Source organism: Streptomyces sp. (assembly GCF_031181555.1).
Lineage (GTDB): Bacteria > Actinomycetota > Actinomycetes > Streptomycetales > Streptomycetaceae > Streptomyces > Streptomyces fimbriatus.
Genome location: NZ_JAPSKQ010000108.1, coordinates 1,646 through 23,173, shown reverse-complemented (window position 1 = coordinate 23,173; position 21,528 = coordinate 1,646). Strand labels below are relative to the sequence as shown.

Annotated in this window: 15 protein-coding genes; 8 read left to right on the top strand and 7 right to left on the bottom strand. The window is 72.3% G+C overall.

Annotated elements, in window-relative coordinates:
• On the top strand, nt 1-1,681 hold a 1,681-nt coding region (locus RIM90_RS20945), incomplete at its 5' end, for a D-alanyl-D-alanine carboxypeptidase (RefSeq protein ID WP_309062274.1).
• Between the two features lie 159 nt (nt 1,682-1,840).
• Here RIM90_RS20945 and RIM90_RS20940 read toward each other — a convergent pair.
• Nucleotides 1,841-2,323 carry a spore-associated protein gene (locus RIM90_RS20940; protein ID WP_309062273.1) on the bottom strand — a complete coding sequence of 161 codons (483 nt, stop codon included), beginning with the start codon at nt 2,321-2,323 and terminating at the stop codon, nt 1,841-1,843.
• 302 nt (nt 2,324-2,625) lie between these two features.
• Here RIM90_RS20940 and RIM90_RS20935 point away from each other — a divergent pair, with 302 nt between their 5' ends.
• Nucleotides 2,626-4,410 (top strand): MFS transporter, encoded by a 1,785-nt coding sequence (locus RIM90_RS20935; RefSeq protein ID WP_309062272.1) that lies wholly within the window; start codon nt 2,626-2,628, stop codon nt 4,408-4,410.
• A 273-nt stretch (nt 4,411-4,683) separates the two neighbouring features.
• Nucleotides 4,684-6,258, top strand: coding sequence for a sodium:solute symporter family protein (locus RIM90_RS20930; protein WP_309062271.1), 1,575 nt, complete (start codon nt 4,684-4,686; stop codon nt 6,256-6,258).
• Between the two features lie 44 nt (nt 6,259-6,302).
• On the opposite strand, the gene RIM90_RS20925 is transcribed toward RIM90_RS20930, so the two are convergent.
• Entirely contained in the window at nt 6,303-7,418 is a 1,116-nt protein-coding gene (locus RIM90_RS20925) for an ADP-ribosylglycohydrolase family protein (protein ID WP_309062270.1), read from the bottom strand.
• 133 nt (nt 7,419-7,551) lie between these two features.
• Entirely contained in the window at nt 7,552-9,993 is a 2,442-nt protein-coding gene (locus RIM90_RS20920) for a tetratricopeptide repeat protein (RefSeq protein WP_309062269.1), read from the bottom strand.
• 91 nt (nt 9,994-10,084) lie between these two features.
• Here RIM90_RS20920 and RIM90_RS20915 point away from each other — a divergent pair, with 91 nt between their 5' ends.
• Nucleotides 10,085-10,597, top strand: a complete 513-nt coding sequence (locus RIM90_RS20915) for a DUF2165 domain-containing protein (protein WP_309062268.1) — start codon at nt 10,085-10,087, stop codon at nt 10,595-10,597.
• 61 nt (nt 10,598-10,658) lie between these two features.
• Here the strand turns inward: RIM90_RS20915 and RIM90_RS20910 are convergent, their stop codons facing one another.
• The 3 genes from RIM90_RS20910 to RIM90_RS20900 form a co-directional block, all read right to left on the bottom strand.
• On the bottom strand, nt 10,659-11,234 hold the full coding sequence (locus tag RIM90_RS20910; protein ID WP_309062267.1) for a hypothetical protein: 576 nt from the start codon (nt 11,232-11,234) through the stop codon (nt 10,659-10,661).
• A gap of 58 nt (nt 11,235-11,292) precedes the next feature.
• Nucleotides 11,293-13,920: a bifunctional FO biosynthesis protein CofGH gene (locus tag RIM90_RS20905; RefSeq protein WP_309062266.1), complete on the bottom strand. Its 2,628-nt coding sequence runs from the start codon at nt 13,918-13,920 to the stop codon at nt 11,293-11,295.
• A gap of 65 nt (nt 13,921-13,985) precedes the next feature.
• Nucleotides 13,986-14,840: an LLM class F420-dependent oxidoreductase gene (locus RIM90_RS20900; RefSeq protein WP_309062265.1), complete on the bottom strand. Its 855-nt coding sequence runs from the start codon at nt 14,838-14,840 to the stop codon at nt 13,986-13,988.
• Nucleotides 14,841-15,096: 256 nt separating this feature from the next.
• Here RIM90_RS20900 and RIM90_RS20895 point away from each other — a divergent pair, with 256 nt between their 5' ends.
• From RIM90_RS20895 to RIM90_RS20880, 4 genes are all read left to right on the top strand, one after another.
• Nucleotides 15,097-16,653 carry a CehA/McbA family metallohydrolase gene (locus RIM90_RS20895; RefSeq protein WP_309062264.1) on the top strand — a complete coding sequence of 519 codons (1,557 nt, stop codon included), beginning with the start codon at nt 15,097-15,099 and terminating at the stop codon, nt 16,651-16,653.
• 12 nt (nt 16,654-16,665) lie between these two features.
• Nucleotides 16,666-17,076, top strand: a complete 411-nt coding sequence (locus RIM90_RS20890) for a nitroreductase/quinone reductase family protein (RefSeq protein WP_309062263.1) — start codon at nt 16,666-16,668, stop codon at nt 17,074-17,076.
• Between the two features lie 222 nt (nt 17,077-17,298).
• Nucleotides 17,299-20,256, top strand: a complete 2,958-nt coding sequence (locus RIM90_RS20885) for a BTAD domain-containing putative transcriptional regulator (protein WP_309062262.1) — start codon at nt 17,299-17,301, stop codon at nt 20,254-20,256.
• 202 nt (nt 20,257-20,458) lie between these two features.
• Nucleotides 20,459-20,659 carry a sigma-like protein gene (locus tag RIM90_RS20880; RefSeq protein WP_309062261.1) on the top strand — a complete coding sequence of 67 codons (201 nt, stop codon included), beginning with the start codon at nt 20,459-20,461 and terminating at the stop codon, nt 20,657-20,659.
• Nucleotides 20,660-20,845: 186 nt separating this feature from the next.
• On the opposite strand, the gene RIM90_RS20875 is transcribed toward RIM90_RS20880, so the two are convergent.
• Nucleotides 20,846-21,388: a hypothetical protein gene (locus RIM90_RS20875; protein WP_309062260.1), complete on the bottom strand. Its 543-nt coding sequence runs from the start codon at nt 21,386-21,388 to the stop codon at nt 20,846-20,848.
• Between the last annotated feature and the right edge of the window lie 140 nt (nt 21,389-21,528).

Below are 21,528 nucleotides of genomic sequence, written 5' to 3'. Positions count from 1 at the left end.
GCCGGTCCCGGGTGCCCGGGAGGCGGCCGACGACACCTCCGCCGAGGACGGCGACGACCGGCACGCCGAGGGCGGGCCCGGAGCGGCGGACGACGCCCCCGAGGCCGCCGGCGCGAAGGACGAGGGCCGGGACGGTCGTCCGAAGGCCGGGGGCCCCGTCGACCAGCCCACCGCCGTGTTCCGGACCGGGCGGCCCTCCGCGCCGGCCGTGGACCAGCCCACCACCATGCTCAAGCTGGGCACGGCGGGCCGCGAGGCCGAGGCCGAGCGGACCAGCAAGTTCGTCGCGCTCAAGCGGGACGAGGACCTCGGCGTCCGCAAGCCCCCGGCCACACCAGCCGCCCCCACCGCCTCGCTCCCGCAGGTCGGCCCCGAGCGGACCACGCAGCAGCCGCTGCCGCCCAAGCCGCCGCTGGACCTGCTGGCCGAGCTGACCAACACCCCGCCGCCGCCGCAGACCCCGCTGCGGACGGCCGTGCGGCGGGTCAAGATCTGGGCGCCGCTGGTCGTGCTCCTCGCGATCGTCTTTGCGGTCGTGCAGGCCGTACGCCCGCTGCCGACTCCCACCCTGGTGCTCACCGCGGGGGACACCCACACCTTCGACGGCGACCAGGTGAAGCTGCCCTGGCCGGACGAGGGCCAGGGTTGGATGAGCGGCGACGGCATCGGCACGATGGACCACTTCGGTGAGCAGAAGCCGGTCGCCATCGGCTCGGTCGCCAAGACCATGACGGCGTACATCATCCTGCGCGAGCACCCGCTGAAGCCCGGTGAGGAAGGCCCGAAGATCGAGGTCGACGCGAAGGCGGAGAAGGAGGGCGGCTACGACAAGGACGGCGAGTCCACACTCAACACCGTCAAGGCCGGCGACTTCCTCACCGAGAAGCAGGCGCTGTCGGCCGTCATGGTCCCCTCCGCGAACAACATCGCGCGTCTGCTGGCGCGTTGGGACGCGGGCTCCGAGGAGGCGTTCGTCAAGAAGATGAACGACACCGCCAAGGAGCTCGGGATGACCAACACGACGTACACCGACCCCTCGGGGCTGAAGGAGACCACCGTATCCACCGCCGAGGACCAGACGAAGCTCGGCATCGCGGCCATGAGAATTCCGGCCATGGTGGCCATCACCAGCGCGGCCAGCTGGACGGACCCGACCGGAAAGTACTGGACCAACTACAACGAGCTGCCCTACACCATGGGCGCGATCGGCATCAAGACCGGCTCCACCACCAAGGCCGGCGGCAACCTGCTCTTCGCCGCCCGCAAGGAGGTGGACGGTCAGACGGTCATCGTCGTCGGCGCGATCCTCGGCCAGCACAAGGGCCCGTCGATCCTGAAGACGGTCAACGAGGTCAGCAAGCCCGCGCTGCGCGCCGCCCAGGAGGCGCTGACCTCGGCGAAGATCCTGAAGAAGGGCGACGTCGTCGGGTACGTCGACGACCGGCTCGGTGGTCACACCCCGGTCGTCGTCGCCGAGGACGTCACCGCGGTCGGCTGGGCCGGCCTGAAGGTGAAGCTGGACCTCTCCGCCGACGCCCTGCCGCACACCGCGCCGGCCGGCACCAAGGTCGGCGTGCTCACCGTGGGCGACGGCACGAAGGACGCGGTCGAGGTCCCGGTCCAGCTTCAGAACGACCTCGCCGAACCGGGCTTCGGCGCCAAGCTGACCCGCCTCGGCTGACAGCCGACGGAACGCACAGAAACGACCTCGCTGCCGCCGAAGCACACATGCCGAGGGCCGCACCCCGACACGGGGTGCGGCCCTCGGTGGCTACTCGCGTCCGGTGCGACCGGTCAAGAGATCATTCAACGTCGAAGAAACGACCTCTTGGGCCAGCCGTCAGCCGCAGTGCTCCCAGCCACTCCTCCAGACGTAGTCGTACATCCCGCCACCCCACTTGATACACGTGTCGGGTGCGTGCACGTATACGGGCCCTGCATACACACCGTAATTACCGAAATCGCGAATTTCACTGCCGCCGGACTTCTGAATGGACGCCCCCATCCATATCACCCCCGGGGCCGAAGGATTCTCCTGGATGGTGGTCACGCAGTTGTAGCCATTGCTGCTGTTGTAGGTCAGATAAACAACGGCGGGGCCCAGGTCCTTGGAGTTGATGACCTTGTAACCGGAACCACACACTGCGCCAGGGGTCGGCGCGGCGACGGCGCTTGCCGGAGTGGCCGTGGCGAAGAGCCCCGCGGCGGCGACGGCGCCCACCAGTGCGGCGGCCTTGATCCTGGAGCGCAACACAGAACTCACATCCTTCGTCTTCACAGGTGATGCGAACGTGAAGATCATCTGTTCGCCTGCGATGGACATCAAGATCATCCCTGCGGCGAGGAGCAGGATCCCGCCAACCTCGCCCGGGGCTTTCGTCCAGTTCGTGCTAGCGTCGTCAGACCGAAAAGCGGCACAGGAGCAGGCCGAGGGCAGGCAGCGCGGTGCGGAATACTGGAGTGGCGAACGTGACGGGAGCGCAGTCGACACACGCTGACGATGCCGAGCACGACGGAGGGGAAGGAGCACGAATACCCTCGTCCGCACGGCGCCCCGACGCGGGAGCCGTACAGCTCGAGCACCACACGACCGGCTCCTCGCCCAGCATCAGCAATGACCGAAAAATGGCCACTCGCCGGTCCGCGGCCGACGGTCACGACGGGCCGCTCGCCGATGCCCCGGGGCAGCCCTCCCCTCCCCTCCCCTCCGGTCGGCTGCTGCGCCACCCCGTCGTCCTCGTCACCGCCCTCGCCGCCGCCCTCCACCTCGTCTGGTTCTTCACGTTCGCAAACAGCGGCGGCGATCTCGCGGCGCAGGACGCGTGGGCCGAGTTCGTCGGCCGGCACCCGGACTCGGCGTACAACCTGGCCTGGTACGGCGGCATGCACCCGGTGTCGTACAGCGTGGTGTCGCCGTACCTGATGTCGCTCCTCGGGGTGCGGACGACGATGATGATCGCGGGGACGGTGTCGGCGGGGCTGCTGACGCTGATCCTCATGCGCAGCCGGGCCGTGCGCAATCCGCTGTGGGCGGCGCTCGCGGGGGTGTTCGCGCTGCTGTGCAACGCGGCCTCGGGGCGGGTGACGTTCGGGCTGGGCACGATGTTCGCGCTCGGCGCGGTCGCCGTCGTCTTCTGCTGGCCGTACCGGTGGCGTCACAAGCGCTGGGCGAAGGCCCTGTGCGCGGCTCCGCTGGCGGCCCTGGCCACGATGGCCTCGCCGGTCGCGGGGCTGTTCGTGGGCCTGGTGGCGGTGGCGCTGTTCCTGCAGAAGCGCCGGCCGGGGGCGTGGGCGCTCGGGCTGGCGCCGAGTGCGGTGGTGGCGGTGTCCGCCTGGCTGTTCCCGTTCTCGGGGACGCAGCCGATGGGCATCGGCTCGGTGATCCTGCCGCTGCTGTACTCGGTCCTGGTGTGCGTCCTGGTGCCCCGGGAGTGGAAGACCGTCCGCATCACGTCCGCGGTGTACGGGCTCGGGGTCGTGCTGGTCTGGCTGATCAGTTCGCAGATCGGCTCGAACATCACGCGGCTGGCGATGCTGTTCGCGGGCGTGGCGCTGGTGGCCGCGCTGCCGTTCGCGGCGCCGAGGACCCTCAAGTGGTACGCGACCGTCGTCGCCTTCGTCGGCTTCACCGGCTGGATCGGCTTCAAGTCGGTCGACGACGTCGTGCACACCACACCACGGGCGTCCTGGGCGCGCGAGCTGGCGCCGCTGGTGAACGAGCTGCAGGAGGTCGGCGCCGAGCGGGGCCGCGTGGAGGTCGTCCCGGCCCGCTCGCACCGCGAGGCCTCGGCCCTCGCCCCGTACGTCAACCTGGCCCGCGGCTGGAACCGGCAGGCCGACATGGAGCGCAACCCGCTCTTCTACGACGACACGCTCAACTCGGCGAACTACCACGAGTGGCTGAAGCGCTGGGGCGTGCACTTCGTGGTGCTGTCGAAGGACGAGCCGGACGGTGACGGCGGCCAGCGGGAGCGGGAGCTGGTGCAGCGCGGACTGCCGTATCTGAAGCAGATCTGGGGCGACGCCAACTGGCAGCTGTTCGCGGTGACCGACCCGACCCCGCTGGCCGAGCCGGACACGGTGGTGGAGCGGGCCGAGCAGGGCGGGATGACGCTGCGCGTGGAGAAGGCGGGCCGCATCCTCGTCCGCGTCCCGTACTCGCCGTGGCTGAGCCTCGTCGACGCCGAGGGCAACAAGCTGGATCCGCCGCAGGAGACGGAGGCGTCGAAGAGCCGTCCCGAGGGCGAGCCGAGGACGTACGAGAACGTCCACGGCTGCCTGATGGAGACGGAGGAGGACGCGAACGGCGACCGGTGGACGCTGCTGCTCGCGCCGGAGCCGGGCACGTACCGGCTGGCGGCGCCGTACGAGTGGTCGCGGGGTACGCCCTGCCCGGACGAGCTGCGCTGAGGCGACCGCCCGGCCGGCCGGTCCCGGGTCCGGGGCACCCTTCCCCTCGGTTCACGGCGCGGCGGCCGCGACACTCCCTGTGTTCACGTATATGAATGAGAGTCACCTAGCCGAACATTTTTACTTCCTCTTGACCTGACGCTTCCTTGTCGCATCCATGCCACCCCACCCACGATGAGCGGGCACTTCGCGACCTTCCTCGCCCCTACCCCATTCAGGCGAAGTGCCAACCAGCTGAGTGGAGTTCACAAGGCGGACCCTGGAAGGGGGGACATGAACAGTCTCGACTGGGCGGTGCTCATCGGCTACTTCGCCGTGATGATCGCCATCGGCATCTGGTCCCACAAGCGGGTGGACAACGTCAGCGACTTCTTCACGGCCGGCGGCAAGATGCCGTGGTGGCTCTCCGGCATCTCCCACCACATGTCGGGTTACAGCGCGGTGATGTTCACCGGGTACGCGGGCATCGCCTACACCTACGGTGTGACGTCCTTCGTCACCTGGTCCTTCCCCATCGCCCTCGGCATCGCCATCGGGTCGAAGCTGTTCGCCCCGCGGATCAACCGGCTGCGCTCCCGGCTCCACGTGGCGTCCCCGCTGGAGTACCTGAAGAACCGCTACGACCTGAAGACCCAGCAGGCGCTGGCCTGGTCCGGCATGCTGCTGAAGATCGTGGACGTGGGCGCGAAGTGGGCGGCGATCGCCACCCTGCTGTCGGTGTTCACCGGTGTCTCGCTCAACCAGGGCATCCTCATCACCGGCGTGGTCACGGCGATCTACTGCACCATCGGCGGCCTGTGGGCGGACGCGCTGACCGAACTCGGCCAGTTCGTCATCCAGTTCCTCGCCGGCGTCACGATGTTCGTCGTGGTGGTGATCGAAATCGGCGACCACGGCGGCTTCTTCGGAGTCTGGGACCAGCCCGAACTCCAGGGGCACGAGAAGCCCCTGGTGGGGCCGTACGGCACGATCTTCCTGCTGGCGTTCCTCTTCATCAAGCTGTTCGAGTACAACGGCGGCATGCTCAACCAGGCCCAGCGCTACATGGCCACCCCCAACGCCCGCGAGGCGGAGCGCTCGGCGCGGCTGTCGGCGGCGCTGTGGCTGGTCTGGCCGCTGGTGCTGTTCTTCCCGATGTGGATGTCGCCGCTGCTGGTGGAGTCCCAGAAGGCGGACGGCTCCGACTCCTACGCCCTGATGACCGAGCAACTGCTGCCGCACGGCCTGCTGGGCCTGGTCATCGTCGGCTTCTTCTCCCACACCATGGCCATGTGCTCCTCGGACGCCAACGCCATCGCGGCCGTGTTCACCCGGGACGTGGCCCCGGTGCTGTCGGCGAAGGCCCGGCTGTGGGGCGAGCGTTCGGGCCTCATCGCGGCCCGGGTGACGACGGTGGTCTTCCTCGGCCTGTCCATGGCGGTGGCGACGCAGGTCAACTCGCCGACCTTCAAGGACATCATCACGGTCGTCATCAAGTGGGTGGCCGGGCTGATGGGCCCGATCGCCATCCCGATGATGCTGGGCCTGCTGCGGCCGTTCCGCCGCTCCGGCCCGACAGCGGCGCTCACCAGCTGGGCGGCGGGCCTGCTGGCCTTCTGGCTGGTGAACTACCCGATCCACTGGGCCGTCGACGGCGGCGTGCCGCTGGAGTACCAGGTCTCGATCCCGCTGGCCGTCTCGCTGATCCTGTACGTCCTCATCGGCTACGCGAAGCCGGAGGACACCCCGGAGCGGATGGCGGTCATCGAGCGCATCAACACGGACGGCGACGACGACTCGGCCGCGGCGGCGGTGCCGGCCCCGGTGGAGGAGGTACCGGGCACGGCGCGCACGCCGGTGAAGGACTAGCACCGGCCCGCGTCCGGCCGGCGGGTCACCGGGAGGCGCCGGGCTCAGCCCCGCGGATACCGTGCCAGCCAGGCGGGGGACGAGCCGGCGGGCCCGTGCAGGGCGGAGCCCTGGGTCATCTCCATGGCGAAGTCGTCGGCGAGCTCCAGGATCGTGGGGCGGCCCTCCAGCTCGGCCAGCCAGGCCGGGGGGAGGGCCGTCTCGCCGTGCAGGGCGCCGAGCAGGCCGCCGGTCAGCGCACCGGCGGCGGCGCTGGGCCCGTCGTGGTTGACGGCGAGGCACAGCCCGTGCCGTACGTCCTCCCCCACCAGCGCGCAGTACACGGCGGCGGCGACGAGCCCTTCGGCGGACGTCGTCCCGATCAGCTCCCCCACCCGCTCCGGGGTGGGCATCCCCTGCCGTACGGCCCCCAGCGCGTGCTGCAGGGCGTCCGACACCGGCTGGTGCCCCGGCCGCGCGGCCAGCAGCGCGAGCGCCCGCTGCACCGCCGCGTCCAGGCTCTCGCCCCGGGCCAGCGCGTGCACGACCACGGCGTACGCGCCCGCCGCGAGGCAGGCGACCGGGTGTCCGTGGGTCTGCGCCGCGCACTCCACGGCGAGCTGGGCGACGAGCTGCGGCTCCCAGCCGACGAGCAGGCCGAAGGGCGCGGACCGGGCGGCGGCCTCCGGCCCTGCCTCGCCGGGGTTCTTGGGTGCCGCCGGCGTCCCCATCGTCTCGTCGCCGAGCCCGAGCAGCAGCGCGCGGGCCGGGTCGCGGCGGGCGTACAGCCACTCCTCGCGGGCCAGCCAGCCGTCCTCCTTGCGGCGCTCGTCCGGACCCCAGTCGCGCTGGGTGGCGGCCCAGCGCAGATACGCCCGGTGCAGGTCGGTGGGCGGGTGCCAGGCACCGGTGTCGCGCCGCACCTGGGCGCGGATCAGGCCGTCCACGGAGAAGAGGGTGAGCTGGGTGTGGTGGGTGACGGCACCGCGCCGGCCGTAGGCGGGGGCGAGGTCGGCGACGCCCCCGGCGCCGTGCGCCTCCCGTATCGCGTCGAGCGCCATCCCGTCCACCGGCGCGCCCAGCGCGTCCCCGACGGCCACCCCGAGCAGCGTCCCGCGCACCCGGCTGCGGAAGTCCTGCTGTTCACGGCGCCCCCACACGGGCCCGGCAGTCGCCCCCACACAGACCTCCCAGGCACCGTCCGTACGTACGACGCCCAGCACTGTAATCCAACGGGGGCGGCCGGTTCAGGGGGCGAGAGGCAGGAGGGGTGTGGAGGAAGTGACCGGAGTGGCCGGACTCGACCACAGGTGGTCACCCACCGGCGTCGGTCACCTGGTCGAGGTGACGTTCGACCGCCTCCCGCTGGGCGCGCGCCCACGCGTAGGACGGGTTGAGTCCCAGCGCGCGGTCGAGGTCGGCCAGGGCCTCCGGGTGACGACCCAGGTTCGCCAGGGACGCTCCCCGGCTCGCGTACGCCGACGCGTACGCGGTGTCCAGGGCGAGGGCGTGGTCGTACGCGGCCAGGGCCTCCTCGTCGCGGCCCGCGGCGCGCAGCGCGTCGCCGCGCTCGCAGTGGGCCCAGGGGGAGTCGGGCTGCAGGGCGACGGCGCGGTCCAGGTCGGCCAGTTGGCGTGCGTGGTCACCGAGTTCGCGCGACACGCGGGCCCGGCGGATCAGCGCCCAGGGATAGTCCGGCCTGAGTGCGAGGGCGCGGTCGAGGGCGTCGAGCGCGGCGGTCAGGTCGCCGCGGGCGAGGCGGGTGGCGCCGAGGGAGGCCCAGGCGTAGCCGAGGGCGGGGTCGAGGGCCACGGCCCGTTCCAGGTCCCGTACCGCCCAGTGATGGTGCCGCTGGATGCGCAGGTACTCCCCTCGCAGGGCGAGGCTGAGGGCGTCGTCCGGGACCAGGCCCAGTGCCTGGCTCATGACGGTCGTGGCGGTGGCGTACTCGCCGCGGACGGCACGGGCCGCGGCCCGGCTGCGGAGAGCCCGTGCCGCGACCTCGGGCGGCAGTTCCACGTCGTTCCAGCCGGGCTCGTCCCCGTACCCGTCCGCGTTCTCGCCCGGCGCCGCATCGAGCGCCGGCCGGGGCGCCGCCATCCTGCACGCCCCCAGCCCGCCCCGGGTGGCCGGCACGTACCCGGCCCGGACGAGCAGCGTGCTCAGAACGGCCTCCGTACCGTTCGCGGTGAGCGCATCCGACAGCCGCCGCCCCCACTCGGCCACGACGTGCAGGCCGGTGTCCCGTCCCGCGTCCTCCAGGACCCTCACCCACCGTCCGGCGGCCGGCTCCCCCCGGTCGCACGCCTCGACGAGATCCCGCAGCACGCCCGGCAGCGCCTCCCGCTCCCGCGCGCACAGCCGGTGGTACGACTCCGCCAGCCGCAGTTCCTGCCACTCCCCGTCCGCCCACAGCTCCCCGGCGTCCCGGCCCGCCTCGCTCTCCTCGCGCCACTGCCGGAACACCTCCGCGAGCCGCCGGTGCCGCTGCGCCCATCCCCGCGGGGACCGCCCGCGCTGCAGCCGCAGCATCGGCGCCCGCACGACGTCGTGGTAGCGGAGCCGCCCCGCGCGTTCGTCGGCGAACGGCAGGGTGCTCACCCATCCGTACAGCTCGTCGAGCCGGTCCTCGCCGCAGTCGGCCGCCACCCGGAACACGTCGGCGTCCAGCCAGCGCGGCAGCGCGCCCGCGAGGGCGGCGGCCCTGCGCACGGGGTCCGGCTCCCACTTCAGGAACCGCTCCACGGCCGTGGCGCTCGGGTCGTGCACGTCGTCGGGGCGGGCGGGGCGGGTGCCGGCGAGCGTGGAGACGAGGACGGGGAGGCCACCGGTGAGCCGGAGCACCTCGGCGACGACCGGTTCCGCCGTGATGCCCCGGTCCGCGAGCAGCCCGCGCGCCTCCGCCTCGGTGAACGGTCCCAGCGGCAGGGCGGTCACGGAATCCGCGCAGCCGCCCCAGCGGGCGGTGTCGACGGGACGCTGGCCGGCGGTGACGACGACGACCGTGGCGGGGAGGGCGCCGTACCGCTCGGTGGTCATGACGTCGTGCAGCCAGGCGTCGAGGAAGGTGCCGGTCCGCTCGTAGGTGTCGAAGAACAGGACGATCCAGGGTGCGGCGGAGGCGGCGCCGTGGAGCTCGTTCGCCAGGACCGGGGTGAGGACGCTCTCCGGGGAGAGGACGAGCTGGACGTCCTCGTGGCTGCGGAAGCGGGCACTGAGGCCGGTGCGCAGACGGTCGGCGCCCTGGGCGAGCTGGGTGGGGTCGAGGACCCCGGCGAAGGCGCCGACGCCGGGGAGGAGCCCCAGTCCGGCGAGTCCGGCGCGGGCGACCGCCATGCCGCCCGCCGACGGTCCGCTGTCCGGCTCGGGCTCCAGTGCGGCGAGGGCGGCCACCTCGGCTTCGTGGCGCCGCTCGCGGTGGGCGGCCAGCAGACGGTCCAGTTCCTTGAACCGGTGTCCCTGGGCCGCGAACTGACGGCACATCACGGCGAGCGCCTCCGGGACGCTTCCCGCGCTCTCGTCGACGTACGCCGTCACCGCGCCGCGTTCACGGGCGATGTGCTCGAACTCCTTGAGCAGCCTGGTCTTCCCGACGCCGGCGTTGCCGTGCACGTGGAACAGGAAGCGGTGGCGCCCGTCCTCGGGCGGGGTGTCGAAGTTCGCCCGGAACAGCTCGCGTTCGGCACTGCGGGCGACGAGTCCGCCGCGTCTGCGCCGCTGGATCAGCTCCTGCATCGACGGTCGTGCCTGTGCCACGCGAACGCCCCCTCGCCCCCGGAACCGGACGCGCCCCATTCTGTCCCACCGCGCAGGGGAGGCGACGGCCGTCACGGGGAAGGAGGAGGGCATGACCACCACCACCCCGCGCGGCGCGCTTCCCCTGACCGCGACGCTCCTGACCGCCTCCGTCGCCCTCTACATGGCGCTGGTCGCCCTCGGCAACATCACGGACTTCGGCACGAACCAGCAGTTCGTCCGGCACGTCCTGGCCATGGACACCACGTTCAAGGACGACGACCTGATGTGGCGGGCGATCACGAACGAAGGGCTGCAGGACGCGGCCTACGTCGCGATCATCGCCTGGGAGACGGCCGCCGCGCTGGTCCTGGTGTACGGCACCTGGCTGTGGGCCCGCCGCGACCACCCGCGCGCCCGCCGCATCTCCACCTACGGCCTGCTGATGGTCATGCTCCTGTTCGGCGCCGGCTTCCTCGCGATCGGCGGCGAGTGGTTCGCGATGTGGCAGTCGGAGGACTGGAACGGCCTGGACGCCGCGACCCGGGTGTTCGTCTTCAGCGGGGTGGTGCTGCTGGTCAACCATCTGCCGGGGACGCAGGCGGACCGGACGGACCCTGCGTGACCGGGCCCTGCGGCCGGGCCTCGCCCGACCGGCCCTGCCGGGCCCTGCGTGACCGGCGGGGTCACTCGACCACCCGGACCGTCGTCCCCGGTGTGCCGAAGGCCCACAGGGCCTTGCCGTCGCCCTTGCCCACGCGGATTCCCCCGGTCTTCGCGTCCGGGGCCGCGGGCGGGGGCGAGGATCCGTCGACCGCGTTGGAGAAGGCCACGGAGACACCGGACTTGGCGGCGAAGTAGATGATGTGCTCGACCTCCACGCCGTCGCTGCCGGTCGTGGCCTCCGTGCGGTCGCCGATCGTGTAGGAGCCGGGGTCCGGGGAGACCGTTCCCGGCCACACCGTGAAGGAGCGGCGGGTGGCGTCGCTGGCGTCGACCAGCCACACCCGCTTCTGGCCGAGGGAGTAGACGATCCGGCGGCCCGTGCCGGAGTCGGCCGGTACCGCCGCCGGTTCCTTCTCCTTCTCCTTCTCCGGCCCGGCGGACGGCTTCGCGTCCGCCGTCGCCGAGGCGCTCGGCCGGCTCGCGGCGGCGGTGGGCTTCGTCCCCTGGCCGGCCTGTACGGCCAGGACGGCCACCACGGCTATCGCCCCCGTGGTCAGCCCGGTCACCCAGGCCCACGAAGGAAGACGGGCTGGCACCGGTATGCATCTCCTCGGTCGGCGGAGTCTCTCCGACCCCCGAAAACCGGGGGTCGGATCATCCTACTGCCAGCCCCTGTCCCGGCCCGTCCCCGCCGTCCGGGGACAGCACCGGGAGGAGTTCCGGCAGGTGCCCGTCCGAGGCCTCCGCGGCCCGCTGCCGCTCCTCCGGGACCTCCCCGTACAGGGTCGTACGGGGCCTGGCCGGGCGGCCGGCGGCCTCCGCGACCGCGATCAGGTCCTTGACGGACTTGTAGGAGCCGTAGGAGGAACCCGCCATGCGGGAGATCGTCTCCTCCATCAGCGTGCCGCCGAGGTCGTTCGCGCCGGAGCGGAGCATCTCCGCCGCACCCTCCGTGCCCAGTTTGACCCAGCTCGTCTGGATGTTGGGGATGTGCGGGTGGAGCAGGAGGCGGGCCATCGCCGTGACCGCGCGGTTGTCGCGGACCGTCGGGCCGGGACGGGCGATGCCGGCCAGGTAGACGGGCGCGTTGGTGTGCACGAAGGGGAGCGTCACGAACTCGGTGAAGCCCCCGGTCCGCTGCTGGATCCCGGCCAGGGTCCGCAGGTGCCCCAGCCAGTGGCGGGGCTGGTCGACGTGGCCGTACATCATCGTGGAGCTCGACCGGATGCCCAGTTCGTGGGCCGTCTCGACGACCTCGATCCAGGTCGCCGCCGGCAGCTTGCCCTTGGTCAGGATCCAGCGGACCTCGTCGTCGAGGATCTCCGCCGCCGTGCCGGGGATGGTGTCCAGGCCCGCTTCCTTCGCCGCGGCCAGCCACTCGCGGATCGACAGACCGGTCCGCGTCGCGCCGTTGACCACCTCCATCGGGGAGAAGGCGTGCACGTGCATACCGGGCACGCGCTCCTTGACCGCCCGCGCGATGTCGAAGTACGCGGTGCCGGGCAGGTCGGGGTGGATGCCGCCCTGCATGCACACCTCCACCGCGCCCACGTCCCAGGCCTGCTGCGCCCGGTCGGCCACCTGTTCCAGCGAGAGCGTGTACGCGTCGGCGTCCGTGCGGCGCTGCGCGAAGGCGCAGAAGCGGCAGCCGGTGTAGCAGACGTTGGTGAAGTTGATGTTGCGGGTGACGATGTACGTCACGTCGTCGCCCACCGCCGACCTGCGGACGTCGTCCGCCACCCGGCACAGCGCGTCCAGCGCCGGGCCGTCCGCGTGCAGCAGGGCGAGGGCCTCGTCGTCGGTGAGCTTCGTCGGGTCGTCGGCGGCCGTGCGCAGGGCGGCGCGGACGTCGGTGTCGATGCGCTCGGGCACCATGCCGGGGGCGGCGGCCTCGCGCAGGGCGTCCCAGTCGCCGTAGACCTCGTCGAAGTCGTCGCGGCGGTCGGCGGTGCGGCCCTCCGTGTCGATGGTGCGGTGCAGGTCGGTGCGGCCGGTCGCGGTGAACGCCTCGTCCGGCTCCTGCCAGGGACGGCCCTCGACGACGGCGTCCTCGCGGGCCAGGCCCGTGGCCGGGTCGGCGAGCGCGGCCACGTGCGGGCGCAGCCGCGGGTCCAGCCAGGGCTCGCCGCGCCGGACGAACTCCGGGTACACGCAGAGCCGTTCGCGCAGCTCGAAGCCGGCCGCCCGGGACCGCTCGGCCAGTTCGTCGATCTGCGGCCAGGGGCGCTCGGGGTTGACGTGGTCGATGGTGAGCGGGGAGACGCCGCCCCAGTCGTCGATGCCGGCCGCGATCAGCCGCTCGTACTCCGAGTCGACCAGGTTCGGCGGGGCCTGGATGCAGGCCGAGGGGCCGAGGACGTGCCGGGCGACGGCGACCGTGGCGACCAGCTCGTCGAGTTCCGCGTCCGGCATGCCGCGCATCGCGGTGTCCGGCTTGGCGCGGAAGTTCTGGATGATCAGTTCCTGTATGCCGTGGTGGGCGCGGGAGATCTTCCGCAGCGCGAACAGCGACTCGGCGCGCTCCTCGTGCGTCTCGCCGATGCCGATGAGGATGCCGGAGGTGAAGGGGACCGAGGAGCGGCCCGCGTCCTCCAGCACCCGCAGCCGTACGGCCGGTTCCTTGTCCGGGGAGCCGTGGTGCGGGCCGCCCGGCTCGGACCACAGGCGGGTCGCGGTGGTCTCCAGCATCATGCCCATCGACGGCGCGACGGGCTTGAGCCGCTGGAAGTCGGTCCAGGTCAGCACGCCCGGGTTGAGGTGGGGCAGCAGGCCCGTCTCCTCCAGGATGCGGATGGAGATCGCGCGGACGTAGGCGATGGTGTCGTCGTAGCCGTGCGCGTCGAGCCACTCGCGCGCCTCGGGCCAGCGGTCCTCGGGCTTGTCGCCGAGGGTGATGAGGGCTTCCTTGCAGCCGAGGGCGGCGCCCTTGCGGGCGATGTCCAGCACCTCGTCCGGCGACATGAACATCCCGTGCCCGGCGCGGCGCAGCTTGCCGGGCACGGTGACGAACGTGCAGTAGTGGCACTTGTCCCGGCACAGCCGGGTCAGCGGGACGAAGACGCTCTTCGAGTACGTGATGACACCGGGGCGGCCCGCCGCCTCGAGCCCCGCGTCCCGGACCCGGGCGGCCGAGGCGGACAGGTCCGTCAGGTGCTCACCCCGCGCCTGGAGCAGGACCGCCGCCTCGGAGACGTCCAGGGAGACGCCGTCCCGTGCGCGTTTGAGGGCGCGACGCAGCGAGTTCTCGGTGGGGCCGGTTCCGGAGGTCGCGGAGGTCGTCATCCCTTGAGCATACGTTCGGGGTGATCAGGACAAAGGGGGACCGGGTCGGCTGCCCGGCGGGGTGCTCACCGGGCGTCGGCGAACGGCTGGTACGCGTCCAGCGCCCGCAGCACCTCCGCCTCCCCCGCCGGGGGCAGCTGCACCACGACCTCCTCGATGCCGAGCTCGGCGTAGTGGGCGAGCTTGCCCGCGCTGGGGTGGACGGCGTACGGCACGACCTGGAGCGCGGCCGGGTCGCGGCCCGCGTCGGCCCAGGCGGCGCGCAGCACGGGCAGCGACTGGGACAGGCCGCGCCCGCCGATGGGCAGCCAGCCGTCGGCGTACTCGCAGATGTGCGCGAACAGTTTCGGCCCGGCCGCCCCGCCGACCAGTGTGCGCGGGCCGACGACCGGACCGCGCGGCTTCTGCACCGGCTTGGGGTGCGCGAAGCTGGCCCGGACGCTGCCGAACTCGCCCTCGTACGCGGTCGGTTCCTCCGCCCACAGCGCACGCATCAGCCCCATCCGGTCCCGGACCAGCTCGCGCCGGGTCCGCCACTCCACTCCGTGGTCGGCTGCCTCCTCGACGTTCCAGCCGAAGCCGAGCCCGAGCGTGAACCGGCCGCCGGAGAGGTGGTCCAGGGTGGCGACCTGCTTGGCCAGGTCGATCGGGTCGTGCTGCGCGGCGAGCGTGATGCCGGTGCCGATGCCGAGCCGCTCGGTGACGGCCGCGGCCTGCCCGAGCGCGACGAAGGGGTCCAGGGTGCGGCCGTACTCGCGGGGCAGTTCCCCGCCCGCCGGGTACGGGCTGGTCCGCTCGACGGGGATGTGCGTGTGCTCGGGCAGGTACATCCCGGCGAACCCGCGCCGCTCCAGCTCACGGGCGAGCCGGACGGGGGTGATCGTCTCGTCGGTGAGGAAGATCGTGACGGCGATGCGCATGAGCGGCCTTTCGTACGCGGACGAGGACCCATCAATACCGCCGCCCGGCCCATCTGTCCATACCGACCGGTCGGGATCACCCTGGCCGCCGGAGACAGGTCTTCATCGCGGAATCCGCCGATTCCCTTCCCTTACACGGCAGTTCACCGCCCAATACCAAGGTTGCACCGCACCACCCCGCACCACCCCGCACCACCCTGCACCCCCCGCGTACCGCCCGAGCCCTGTCACCTCACGACACCCTGGGAGCAGCAGCATGTGCGAGGAACACCACACCGCGATCGGGCGGCGCGCCGTCTTCGTGACGGGCGCCGCCGCCGCGCTTACGTTGGGAGGCGTGAGCTTCGCTTCCGCGGCGGGCCGTGACGGCCGGGAGACCCAGGAGACGAGGACGGTGCGCGGCACCCTCCCGCCGGGCGCCCCCGACTTCGTGTACGTCCCCGTCGACGTGCCGGACGGCGTGCGGGAGATCAGGGTCTCCTACACCTACGACAGACCCGCCGTGCCGGCCGGCACCCCCGGCAACGCCCTCGACATCGGCATCTTCGACGAGCGCGGCACCGAGCTGGGCGGCCGGGGCTTCCGCGGCTGGTCGGGCGGGGCGCGCAGCGAGTTCTTCCTCCGCGCGGACGACGCCACCCCGGGCTACCTCCCCGGCCCGGTGCGCGCGGGCACCTGGCACATCGCGCTGGGCCCGTACACCGTGGCCCCGCAGGGCCTGTCGTACGAGATCACCGTCACGCTGACGTACGGCGAACCCGGCGAGCCGGTGCGGCCCGTGTACCCGCCCGAGCGGGCCAGGGGGCGCGGGCGGGCCTGGTACCGGGGCGACTGCCATCTGCACTCCTGGTACTCCGACGGCCGCCGCACCCCCGCCGAGATCGCCGCGCTCGCCCGCGCGGCCGGGCTGGACTTCATCAACAGCTCCGAGCACAACACCCACGCCGCGCACGCCCACTGGGCCGAGGCGGCCGGGGACGACCTGCTGGTGCTGCTGGGCGAGGAGGTCACCACGCGCAACGGTCACGTCGTGGCGATCGGCACCGACCCCGGCACCTTCGTCGACTGGCGCTACCGCGCCCGCGACCACCGCTTCGGCCGGTTCGCCCGGCAGATCCACCGCGCCGGCGGCCTGGTCGTCCCCGCCCACCCGCACGCCACCTGCATCGGCTGCTCCTGGAAGTTCGGCTTCGGCGAGGCGGACGCCGTGGAGGTGTGGAACGGCCCCTGGACGCCCGACGACGAGGTGGCGCTCGCCGACTGGGACGGCATGCTGGTCGCGTCCGTGCGGGACGGGCGGGACGGGCCCGACGGCCGGGGCGGGCGGGGAGGCCGGGGCTGGATCCCGGCGATGGGCAGCAGCGACGCCCACCGCGACCCGGACGTCGTCGGCCGCCCGCAGACCGTCGTCCTCGCCGACGACCTGACCCGGGAGGCCATCCAGGAGGGCATCCGCGCGGGGCGCTCGTACGTCGCCGAGTCCCGGCACGTCTCCCTCTCCTTCACCGCGTCCGGCGGGCGCGGTGAACACGCCGGGATCGGCGAGCGGCTGGAGGTGGGCGGGGACACCCCCGTCACCGTCCGCCTGGAGGTGGCCGGCGCCCCCCGCTGCACGGTCCGCCTCGTCACCGACCAGGGCGTCCTGCACACGAGCGCCCCGCTGCCGGTGTCCGGCTCGGGCACGGTGGAGTGGCGGACCACCCCGTCGTACGCCGCCTACGTGCGCGCCGAGTTGCGGCACGAGACGGCCGCGGGCCCGCTGCCGGGAGCCCTGGCCGCCTTCACCAACCCGATCTTCCTGGGCCGGCGGTAAGCTCACCGCACCATGACTTCTGGGACTCCTCGGACCTCTCGGGCCGAACGCAAGTACCGGACCGCCACCGCCTTCCAGCGCCGGATCAACCCCGTCCTGCGCCGGCTTCCGCTCCAGACCCTGCTGGAGACCACGGGCCGGGTCTCCGGCCTGCCTCGCCGGACCCCGGTGGGCGGGCGGCGGGTCGGGGACTCCTTCTGGCTGGTCTCGGAGTTCGGCGAGCGGTCCCAGTACATCCGCAACATCCAGGCGGATCCCCGGGTGCGGGTGCGCGTCCGGGGCCGCTGGTGCACCGGCACCGCCCACCTCCTTCCCGACGACGACCCCGTCGCCCGGCTGCGCACCCTGCCCCGCTTCAACAGCGCCGCCGTGCGGGCCTTCGGCGCGGGGCTGCTGACGGTGCGGGTGGATCTGGACGGCTGAGCGGGGCGGTGCGGAATACGCCGCCGCCGTCGGCCGGTTCCCCTGACGCGGCGCCGGATCGGGGGCGACGGTGACGTCCGTGCGCACACGGACGCAGAACGTGTGAGGGCCCTGTGACGGACCGCCCGACGTCCGTGTGATCGCCGTCTCGCACGGCTGACGCATCTGGCGTGAACAAGGCAAACTGGCGTAGTTGCTCAGGATGCATAGGGGGACTACTGCATGGACGGTGTACCGCGAGTACCGGAGCAGCGGCGCCCCGGTTCCCCGGCGGAGTCCGCGGCGTTGCGCTTCAGCGTGCTCGGACCGGTGCGCGCCTGGCGCGACGACGAGCCGGTCAACACCGGCAGCCCTCAGCAACGCGCTCTGCTCGCCGCCCTGTTGCTGCGGGAGGGCCGTACGGCCACGGCGGCCGAACTGATCGACGCCCTGTGGGGCGAGGAGCCGCCCCAGCAGGCACTGGCGGCGGTCCGCACCTACGCCTCCCGTCTGCGGAAGGTGCTGGACGCCGGCGTCCTGGTGAGCGAGTCCGGCGGATACGCGGTGCGCGGGCTGGGCGAGGGCGCGCTGGACCTGGCGGCGGCGCAGGAACTGGCCGCGGAGGCGGAGAAGGCGAAAAACACCGGGGACCTGTGCCACGCCCGCCAGGTGCTGAACCGGGCCCTGTCCCTGTGGGACGGCGAGACGCTGGCCGGGGTGCCGGGCCCGTACGCGCAGGCGCAGCGCGTCCGCCTGGAGGAGTGGCGGCTCCAACTGCTGGAGTCCCGGCTGGACATGGACCTGGAGCAGGGCTGCCACGCGGAGACGGTCTCGGAGCTGACGGCACTGACCGCGGCGCACCCGCTGCGCGAGCGGCTGCGCGAGTTGCTGATGCTGGCCCTGTACCGCAGCGGCCGCCAGGCGGAGGCGCTGGCGGTGTACGCGGACACGCGCCGCCTGCTCGCCGACGAACTCGGCGTCGACCCGCGCCCGGGCCTGCAGGAACTCCAGCAGCGCATCCTCCGGGCCGACCCCGGACTGGCGGAACCGTCGGCACCGATGACGGAACCGGCGTCCGTACCCGTGCGTCCGGCCCAGCTCCCCGCGACGGTTCCGGACTTCACCGGCCGCGCGTCCTTCGTACGGGAGCTGAGCGAGGTACTGACGTCGGCGTCCGGCTCGGAGGGCCGGGTGATGGCGGTGTCCGCGCTGGCCGGCATCGGCGGCGTCGGCAAGACGACGCTGGCGGTGCACGTGGCCCACGAGGCGCGGTCCGCGTTCCCGGACGGGCAGTTGTACGTCGACCTCCAGGGCGCGGGTGCGCGGGCGGCGGAACCGGAGACGGTCCTCGGCTCCTTCCTGCGCGCCCTCGGCACGGCCGACTCGGCGATCCCGGACTCCCTGGAGGAACGGGCGGCCCTGTACCGCTCGGTCCTGGACGGCCGCAGGGTCCTGGTCCTGCTGGACAACGCACGCGACGCGGCGCAGGTACGCCCGCTGCTCCCCGGCACGGCGGGCTGCGCGGCGCTGGTGACCTCCCGGGTCCGGATGGTGGGCCTGGCCGGCGCCCACCTGGTCGACCTGGACGTGATGTCGCCGGACGAGGCGCTGGCCCTGTTCACGAAGATCGTGGGCGAGGAACGGGTGGCGTCGGAGCGCGAGGCCGCCCTCGACGTGGTGGCGGCGTGCGGTTTCCTGCCCCTGGCGATCCGCATCGCGGCGTCCCGCCTGGCGGCGCGCCGCACCTGGACCGTCTCGGTGCTGGCGGCCAAACTGGCCGACGAACGCCGCCGCCTGGACGAACTCCAGGCCGGCGACCTGGCCGTCAAGGCCACCTTCGAGCTGGGCTACGGCCAACTGGAACCGGCCCAGGCCCGCGCCTTCCGCCTGCTGGGCCTGGCGGACGGCCCGGACATCTCGCTCGCCGCGGCGGCCGCGGTACTGGACCTGCCCCAGGAGGACACCGAGGACCTGCTGGAGTCCCTGGTGGACACGTCCCTGCTGGAATCGGCGGCCCCGGGCCGCTACCGCTTCCACGACCTGGTGCGGCTCTACGCGCGCGCTTGCGCGGAACGGGACGAGTGGCCGCCCAGCGAACGGGACGAGGCGATGTCCCGCCTGCTGGACTTCTACCTGGCCACGGCGGCGAGGGTCTATGCCATTGAGCGGCCGGGGGATCGGACCGTGGACCACCTCGAGCCCACCGGCCTTCCAGGAATGGAGTTCAGCAACGATGTCAACGCGCTGGACTGGCTCCACTCCGAATCCGCCTGCATCCTGGCGTGCGTCCGGCAATCCCTGAGGCCGAGTACGTTGCGGCGTGGTGTCGACCTCTTGCTGGCTTCGAAGGACCTGGCGGAATCAGGGGCGAGTTCACTCAGCTACGAGGCAGCCGCGTTCGCCGCAAGGGATGCCACGGCAGCAGCGGGGGATGCCCATGCGGAAGGGCGTGCACGCACGACACTGGCCCAAGTCCTCAGCCGAGCCGGGCGCTTCGACGAAGCAGGCGCAGAGGCCGAAATCGCCATCGAACTCGGGAACCGGACCGGAGACCCCTGGACAAGGGGAAACGCCCACAACGAGCAGGGCATCATCGCCAATTGCAAGAACCAGCGCGCCGTCAGTGAAACCCACCTCCTCGAAGCCATCAGGGCGTTTCGGTCCGATGGCAACCGGCCCGGCGAGGCGAGCGCGCTCTGCAATCTCTCACGCGTCCTCGTGTCCGTGGGGCGCACAACCTCGGGAATCGATCTGGTCCGCCAGGGAATCACCATCTATGACGAGCTCGGGTTGACCTTCCGCCTGGCCAACGCCCGGTACGCTCTTGGCATCGCGCTCAGCCACGCGGCACGTCAGACCGAAGCGTTGAACGAGCTGTCCACTGCACTCCAGACCTTCGTGGAAAATCGCCAGCGCCTGTGGGAGGGAGCGACTCACTTCCGCATCGCCCAGGTTCACCTCTCGGCCCACCGTCCGGCTCAGGCGGCACAGCACGCCGAACAAGCGCTGACGACCGGGAGCATCGGCGGGGACTGGATGCGTGCCAACATCCTCACGCTCCTGGGACGCTCACTCAGCGCTCTCGGCCAGACCGATCGTGCGCGTGCGTGCTGGCGCGACGCTCTGACCATCTACGAGAAGTCCGAGTCACCCGAAGCGACCGAGCTGCGGATGCTTCTTCGGCCGGTCGGAGCGGCCTGAGCCGGCTGGGTCGTTCATCGAACGTTTATGGGCGGCTGCCACTCTCAATGCATCGATCCGTCGCGTCGGGGGGCAGACGGGTCGCCGGGGTTCCACCTGTAGGGTGAGCGGCCCCACAACGCCTGTTCGGCGACCCGCGGGGGAGTCGCCGAACAGGCGTCACCCGCCCGCCGCTCCGTCCATCTCATGGGGGCTTGCAGCTATGAGCAACACCGCCAACAACGAAGAAGCGAAGAGCGACGCCATGACGACGCTCGACAGCCACATGCCGGCCCCGCCGAAGGACGGCACGGCCACCACTCAGGACAGCCACATGCCGGCCCCGCCGAAGGGTGACGGGATCACCACCCTCGACAGCCACATGCCGGCCCCGCCCGCCCTGGACCTCGACGGCGGCAAGTAGCCGTCCTTCCCACACGGGGATCGGCCGCGGCGGCGCGGAGGGGGAGCCGCCGCGGCCGAGGTGTGTCCGCGAGGGTTTCCGGTCGGCCCCTGACGCGAACCGTTCGCATCACTCGGACAATCGCCTCTGCCAGTTCTGACGCCTCTTCCTGCGCAGATCTGCTCCCCGACCACCGGAGCCCCGGCCTCAGCGGGTGGCCGGGGCCAGTGGATCCGGGTCGCAGCCGGTGATGCGGGGGGCGCGCTTGGGGTCGTCGACGTTCACCCGCACGGTCGCCGTGCCGTTGCCGGGGACGTCCACGTCCTGCGAGCGGGAGACCACCTCCGCTCCGGCCGCGTTCTCGAAGACCACGGTGACGGTGAAGACGCCGTCGACGGTGTGGGGGTTGGTGACCTCGACGGTGGCGTACGGGGCCTTCTTCGAGGCGCAGCTCAGCAGTTCCACGGTGGCATCCCGCGGGGACGAGGAAGAGCTTCCTCCGCTGCCGCTGCCACTTCCGCCGGAACTGCTGCTTCCCGCGTCGTAGTCGTAGTCGTGGTCGTCGTCCCGGGACGAGCCGCCCCCGGAACCCGACGACGAGTCGTGGTTCTGGCCGGAGCTGCTGCATCCGCCGCCCCCGCCACCGTCGCCGCTGCCGCCGTGGCCGCGTCCGGTCGAGAAACCGGTGAGGGTGAGGACGACCAGCGCCGCCACCGCCGTGAGCTTGAGTGTGTTCCCCCGAGGCTTCATGTCCGTCAGGCTAGCGAGCTGCGTGTCACGGGCATGTCACTGTCTGGCGACCGTCGCGCACCCGGCGTAGCGTCTGCGGTGAGAGCGGTGAACGGGCCGCTCCCCGCAGCGACGGCCGCCGTCCGAGCCCCTTCCGTCGC

What these genes read in the sequence shown, in the direction of transcription:
- RIM90_RS20940 (WP_309062273.1), bottom strand. Translation starts at nt 2,323, where the DNA reads ATGTCCATCGCAGGCGAACAGATGATCTTCACGTTCGCATCACCTGTG.
- RIM90_RS20890 (WP_309062263.1), top strand. Translation starts at nt 16,666, where the DNA reads ATGACTTCTGGGACTCCTCGGACCTCTCGGGCCGAACGCAAGTACCGG.
- RIM90_RS20915 (WP_309062268.1), top strand. Translation starts at nt 10,085, where the DNA reads ATGACCACCACCACCCCGCGCGGCGCGCTTCCCCTGACCGCGACGCTC.
- RIM90_RS20905 (WP_309062266.1), bottom strand. Translation starts at nt 13,920, where the DNA reads ATGACGACCTCCGCGACCTCCGGAACCGGCCCCACCGAGAACTCGCTG.
- RIM90_RS20900 (WP_309062265.1), bottom strand. Translation starts at nt 14,840, where the DNA reads ATGCGCATCGCCGTCACGATCTTCCTCACCGACGAGACGATCACCCCC.
- RIM90_RS20885 (WP_309062262.1), top strand. Translation starts at nt 17,299, where the DNA reads ATGGACGGTGTACCGCGAGTACCGGAGCAGCGGCGCCCCGGTTCCCCG.
- RIM90_RS20895 (WP_309062264.1), top strand. Translation starts at nt 15,097, where the DNA reads ATGTGCGAGGAACACCACACCGCGATCGGGCGGCGCGCCGTCTTCGTG.
- RIM90_RS20935 (WP_309062272.1), top strand. Translation starts at nt 2,626, where the DNA reads ATGGCCACTCGCCGGTCCGCGGCCGACGGTCACGACGGGCCGCTCGCC.
- RIM90_RS20875 (WP_309062260.1), bottom strand. Translation starts at nt 21,388, where the DNA reads ATGAAGCCTCGGGGGAACACACTCAAGCTCACGGCGGTGGCGGCGCTG.
- RIM90_RS20880 (WP_309062261.1), top strand. Translation starts at nt 20,459, where the DNA reads ATGAGCAACACCGCCAACAACGAAGAAGCGAAGAGCGACGCCATGACG.
- RIM90_RS20930 (WP_309062271.1), top strand. Translation starts at nt 4,684, where the DNA reads ATGAACAGTCTCGACTGGGCGGTGCTCATCGGCTACTTCGCCGTGATG.